Raw genomic sequence first — 5,582 nt, forward strand, 5'->3', positions numbered from 1 at the left:
TAACTTTGAAAAAGTTCTTTTGGGAGGAGAGATATTAAATATTATGAATTGAAACCTTAAACCAGGGGGGAGATTATGTGTTTAGTTGTTTTTCCATTTAAAAAGGAAAATCCTCAAGTAGTTCTAAACAATGTTAAAATTGCCGCGGAACACCCACGGGTGGAAGAGGTATTGTGTGTAGGGGTAGAAAAGGAGGAGACTTATAGAAGCCTGGAGCAAAATATACCCACTGTAAAAATGGAGGCCAATACAGAGATTAATTTAATACTGCAAGAAAGACTGGGAAATAAAAGGGCTGGTAAAGGTGATGGCATGAATACTGCCCTGAAGTATTTTTTAGAAGAAACAGATCTGGAGAGGATCTTGTTTTTTGATTCAGACATCACAACCTTTGCTCAACATTGGATTACAAAGGCTTTAGAGGGATCTGATATGGGATATCCTGTGGTTAGACATTATTTTCCACGTGCCTCTACTGATGCAATGATAACCTGGATGATCACAAAGACAGGGTTTGCTTTACTCTGGCCCACATCTGAGCTTCCCTGGATAGAGCAACCCCTTGGTGGAGAGCTTTTAATGCATAGGTCTGTGGTAGAGAAGCTTTTTAAAGAAGAGGATGTTATTTCAAGGAGTGATTGGGGTATTGACACCATGTACACTTTTTACAGTGTAATGTATGGATATCCCATGCTAGAGACTTATATCTCTGAAGGAAAACTACATAAGCTTTATGGTAAACTTACAGACTTAAAGACCATGTTGGTTGAGTGTTTTGATACAATTCAATCATTAAAGGATAAAACTTTTTCTTTAATGTCAAAAAATTCATCTATGGAAAATTTATCCGTTTGCAATGGAGGAATTGTCCATAGGGCCGAGCATCCCCATGAAGTCCCAGCAGATGTTTTTGAAAAAATAGGCTTTGATATTGAAGGCTCCATGACCCTTTTGATGGAAAATTGGACATCCAAAATGGAAGAGCTCCTGGACCTATTTCCAAGAAGGGTGAGAGATGGACTTTTAGCAAATAAGAAAGGACCTTCCTTTAGTTTTATGGATGAGCATACATGGAGAGAGACCTATTTTGTGCTGTTAGAGCATTTTGATGCAACAGATGAAGATTGGCAGGAACTTATTTTTAAACTCTGGACAAGCAGGGTCCTATGTTACACAACTACCATTGCTCTTCGCGGATACTATTTTGCTATGCGGTATTTGTATTCAATGATAGATAGATATATGAACTATTCAGCAAGGCAAATTATAAAAAAAATAAAAAGGGCCAAGAAAGATGAAAATAATTCTAGCACCTAATGCATATAAAGGTTCCATTTCTGCAAAGCATGCTGCTGATGTAATGGCAGAGGGGATTATAACTGAATTTCCCAACATTGAGATTGAGAAAGTTCCATTTTCAGATGGGGGAGATGGTCTTTTAGAAGTTTTAAGGGACATCTTTGATGGGGAAATTGTTGAGTGTACTGTAAAAGATCCCCTCTTTAGAGATATAAAATCAGAAATTTGTTTTGTTAAAAAGGATAGATTGGCAGCAATTGAAATGGCCAAGGCAAGTGGTATAGCCCTGTTAAAAGAGAGTGAAAAAGATCCTACAAAGACCACAAGTTACGGGACAGGTCAGTTGATAGAAAAGGCCCTGGATCTGGGAGCAAAAAAAATAATTGTGGGTATTGGGGGTAGCGCAACAAATGATGGTGGAATAGGGATGGCAGCTGCCCTTGGAATCAAGTTTTTAGATAAAGAAAAAAAAGAAATATTTCCCTGCGGTGACAATCTCATAAAAATTAATGAAATTGACCTTACCAACCTAGACCCTAGAGTTAGAGATGTTGAAATTGTAGTGGTATGCGATGTGGAAAATCCCCTTATTGGAGAAAATGGCGCTACCAGGGTATATGGCCCTCAAAAGGGTGCTACTGAAGAGATGATTGAATTGTTGGAAAAAGGTCTAATGAATCTTGCCTCTATTATTAAGACAAAACTTGGTATTGACGTCACTGAAATACCAGGGGGTGGCGCCGCTGGTGGGATAGGGGCAGGATTTTATGCTTTTCTTGGTGCTAGTTTGAAAAAGGGAATTGAAGTAATGAAGGAATTAACTGGGCTAGAGGAAAAAATAAAAGGAGCTGATCTTGTAATTACAGGTGAAGGAAAGCTGGACAACCAAGTTTTTTATGGAAAAGGCCCATATGGGGTTGCTGAAATTGCACAAAAATATGGTGTGCCTTGCATTGCAATAGCTGGCGCAATAGATAAGGACCTTGATTTTGAGAAATTGGAACAAGTCGGAATTATATGTGTTTTTTCTATATGTCCCGCTCCCATTAGCCTGGATGAAGCTATGAGTTCTGTAAAAACTTATTTAAAAAACACTACTCGTCAGGTAGTTAAACTCTTTATGGTAGGAAGAAACAGATATAAGCGATCAGGGATTTTTTAATTAGTGTATTGGTGCATTGGTGGAAACCACTAACCAATATACCACTAACCAATAACTAATAACCAATATTCAAAAATAGAAAATACAAAGGAGGTGGAGAAGATGATAGTACCAGTTGTCTTGTGTGGAGGGTCTGGAACCAGACTATGGCCAAAGTCTAGAAAATGGTTTCCAAAGCAATTTATGCCCTTGATAAGTGACAGGACTATGTTGCAGGATACTGTCTTGAGGCTTGATGAGTTAAACATAGCAGCTCCACCAATATTTTTGACGAATAAAGATCACAGATTTTTGGTTATCTCCCAGATATCAGAATTATCAAAGGACATAGGTGAGGTAATAATTGAACCTGAACCAAGAAGTACAGCCCCAGCAATCGCTGTTGCAGCGTTTGAGGCCCAGTCAAATTATAAGGTCCCAACCCTTTTAGTACTTCCAGCTGATCACTACCTTGATAAAATTGACAGATTTAAAAAGGCCATTGAGCTTGGAGTTCGCCAGGCCAAGAAGGGAAGGCTTATTACATTTGGTATAGTACCCAAGACCCCTGAAACTGGTTACGGATATATAAGAAAGGGAGATATGGTATCTGATGGTGTCTATTATGTGGACGCCTTTGTGGAAAAACCAGATATAGATACTGCAAAAAAATATCTTGAGAGTGGTGATTATTATTGGAACAGCGGAATGTTTTTATTCAGAGCAGATTCCTATCTCTCAGAATTAAGGGAATTTGCACCAGATATTTATGAAAAGGCAAAAGAGGCATGGGAAAAAGGTAAAAGAAGGGACAAATTTTTGACATTAGATGAAGAAGCTTTTTGCGAATGTCGTGAAGATTCAATTGATTATGCTGTAATGGAAAAGACCAAAAATGCAGTAGTGGTTCCTCTGAATAGCCCATGGAGTGATGTTGGCTCGTGGTATTCTCTGTGGGATATAGGTGAGAAAGACGATGATGGAAATGTGTTTAAGGGTAGTGTTGTTAGTGTGGATACAAAAGGCTGTTATGTGGATGCACAGGATATTTTAGTTGGAACAGTTGGATTAGAAGATGAAGTTGTAGTTGTAACTAAGGACGCAATCTTGGTATCTAAAAAAGATAGGGTTCAGGAAGTAAAAAAGATAGTTGCTAAATTAAAGGAGCAAAATAGGGAAGAGGCATATCACCATAGAAAGGTCTATAGACCCTGGGGATCATACGAAACCCTTGAGATGGGTGAGAGGTATCAGGTAAAGAGGATTGTTGTAAATCCAGGTGCAATACTATCACTTCAAAAACACTTCCACAGGTCAGAGCACTGGGTGGTGGTACAGGGTACAGGAAAGGTCACAAGAGATGATGAGGAGATATTATTGTCTGAAAACCAGTATGTGTATCTTCCCCTGGGATGTGTTCACAGGATTGAAAATCCAGGTAAGATACCTTTAGTTTTTATTGAAGTCCAGGTTGGTTCATATCTTGGTGAAGACGATATTGTAAGGCTCCAGGATGTATATGGAAGGGATAAATGATTTTTTATCCCAGGCTTTATACCCCAGGTCTGTGAAACCTTTTCACAGATCTAGGGTAATTTTATAGAAAAAATATGTTCTATATATCAATTGGATTTGGCCTTTGAAAAGGATAGTTTTTTGAGAATATCGTGCAGGATTACATAAGAGCATGGGGTTAGAAAAAGGGTAATAAAGGTGGCAAATAAGATTCCAAATCCTAGACTTATTGCCATTGGAATTAAAAATTTGGCCTGAATGCTCTTTTCCATTATCATGGGCACCAGACCAAAAAAAGTTGTAAGGGATGTCAATAAAACCGCCCTGAATCTCAACATCCCGGCTTCTAGAGCCCTTTTTTCAGGATCTCCTGATAAAGAATTTGCTGCATCAGTAAGCACAAGAGAGTCATTTACTGCGACTCCAGCAAGCCCTACCATTCCGAACATGCTCAATATTGTTAAGTTGAGCCCCATTATCATATGTCCAATTATTGCCCCTACAAAGCTAAAGGGTATTGCAAGCATGATAATAAATGGTTGTGTAAAGGAGCGAAGTGGTATTGCGAGTAAGGTATATATGGCAAACATTGCAATAATAAATCCTTTCAATATGTCATGAAAGGATTCCTGCTGTTCCTTGCCCTCGCCTTCCATAGAAAAATATAGGTCATTATATTTGGCCATAAGCTTAGGCAAGATTGTCTTAACTACAAATTTTCTTATTTCACTTGAATTTGCAATACTTTCATCTACATCTGCGTACACTGTAATTATCCTTTTTCTGTCCTGTCTTGATATTGAGCTATAGCCTCTGGACACCTTAAAGTCCGCTACTTCTGTTATAGGAACAAAAAATCCAGATGGTGTTTTTATTTTCATCCTTTTAAGGCTAATAAGCACATTTTTTTCCCATTCAGGGTATCTCACCTTAACCTTAACTTCATCTTTATTCCTCACAAATCTATACGCCTCACCACCAAAAAAAGCCCCTCTAACCTGAGAGGCTATGTCTGATACGCTTAATCCAAGGCTCTTTCCTTCAGGTTTTAGAAAGACCTTTATTTCTCTTTTCCCAGGCAAATAACTGTCGTCTATATCAAATACTCCATTTATTTTTGATAGTTCTTTCTTAAGGTCTGATACCACTCTTTTTAATTGCTCATAATTGGGTGATGATAAATTTATGGCAATGGGGCTACCAAAACTAAATAGTTCCCCTGAAAATGTTAGGGATTCAACTCCTGGTATTTGGCCAACCTCTTTTCTCCACTTAGAAACAAGATATTTTGTGGATATTTCTCTTTTTTCTGCTTCCAATAGTTGTATAAGTATTTGCCCCTTATTACCTCCCAGTCCGTTTGCAGATTCTCCGTGACCTCTAAAAGAGATTTGTGTTCCAAGTATTGTGAGGACATATTTTAATAAAGGAGGTTTGTTGGGATCCCTTTTGTTTTCAGCTTCTTTTATGGTTTTAAGGCCAGCATCTTTGATTTTTTCCAATATTTTTTCTGTATAACTTACTGGGGTTCCAGGGGGAAGTGTTACAGAACAGATCATAGTTTCTCCTTCAACTTTAGGAAAAAAGGTAAATTTTATGATATTTCCATACCATATACCAAAAAAAA

4 protein-coding genes are annotated in these 5,582 nt (G+C 38.0%); 3 read left to right on the forward strand and 1 reads right to left on the reverse strand.

Going from position 1 to position 5,582, the window contains the following annotated elements; genetic code table 11:
- The first annotated feature begins 75 nt into the window (after positions 1–75).
- From ACY2V1_RS01070 to ACY2V1_RS01080, 3 genes are all read left to right on the forward strand, one after another.
- Complete coding sequence (locus tag ACY2V1_RS01070) at positions 76–1,317, forward strand: mannosylglycerate synthase domain-containing protein (RefSeq protein ID WP_461832941.1); 1,242 nt, start codon at positions 76–78, stop codon at positions 1,315–1,317.
- Positions 1,295–2,461: a glycerate kinase gene (locus tag ACY2V1_RS01075; protein WP_461832942.1), complete on the forward strand. Its 1,167-nt coding sequence runs from the start codon at positions 1,295–1,297 to the stop codon at positions 2,459–2,461. Before ACY2V1_RS01070 ends, ACY2V1_RS01075 begins: the two co-directional genes overlap by 23 nt.
- A gap of 102 nt (positions 2,462–2,563) precedes the next feature.
- On the forward strand, positions 2,564–3,976 hold the full coding sequence (locus ACY2V1_RS01080; protein WP_461832943.1) for a mannose-1-phosphate guanylyltransferase/mannose-6-phosphate isomerase: 1,413 nt from the start codon (positions 2,564–2,566) through the stop codon (positions 3,974–3,976).
- Positions 3,977–4,062: 86 nt separating this feature from the next.
- Here ACY2V1_RS01080 and ACY2V1_RS01085 read toward each other — a convergent pair.
- Positions 4,063–5,582, reverse strand: a 1,520-nt coding sequence (locus ACY2V1_RS01085) for an efflux RND transporter permease subunit (RefSeq protein WP_461832944.1), incomplete at its 5' end; no start/stop codon positions are given.

It is taken from the genome of Desulfothermus sp., assembly GCF_053993635.1.

Excerpts from the sequence above, each read along its gene's own strand:
- ACY2V1_RS01070 (WP_461832941.1), top strand. The coding sequence starts at position 76 with ATGTGTTTAGTTGTTTTTCCATTTAAAAAGGAAAATCCTCAAGTAGTT.
- ACY2V1_RS01075 (WP_461832942.1), top strand. The coding sequence starts at position 1,295 with ATGAAAATAATTCTAGCACCTAATGCATATAAAGGTTCCATTTCTGCA.
- ACY2V1_RS01080 (WP_461832943.1), top strand. The coding sequence starts at position 2,564 with ATGATAGTACCAGTTGTCTTGTGTGGAGGGTCTGGAACCAGACTATGG.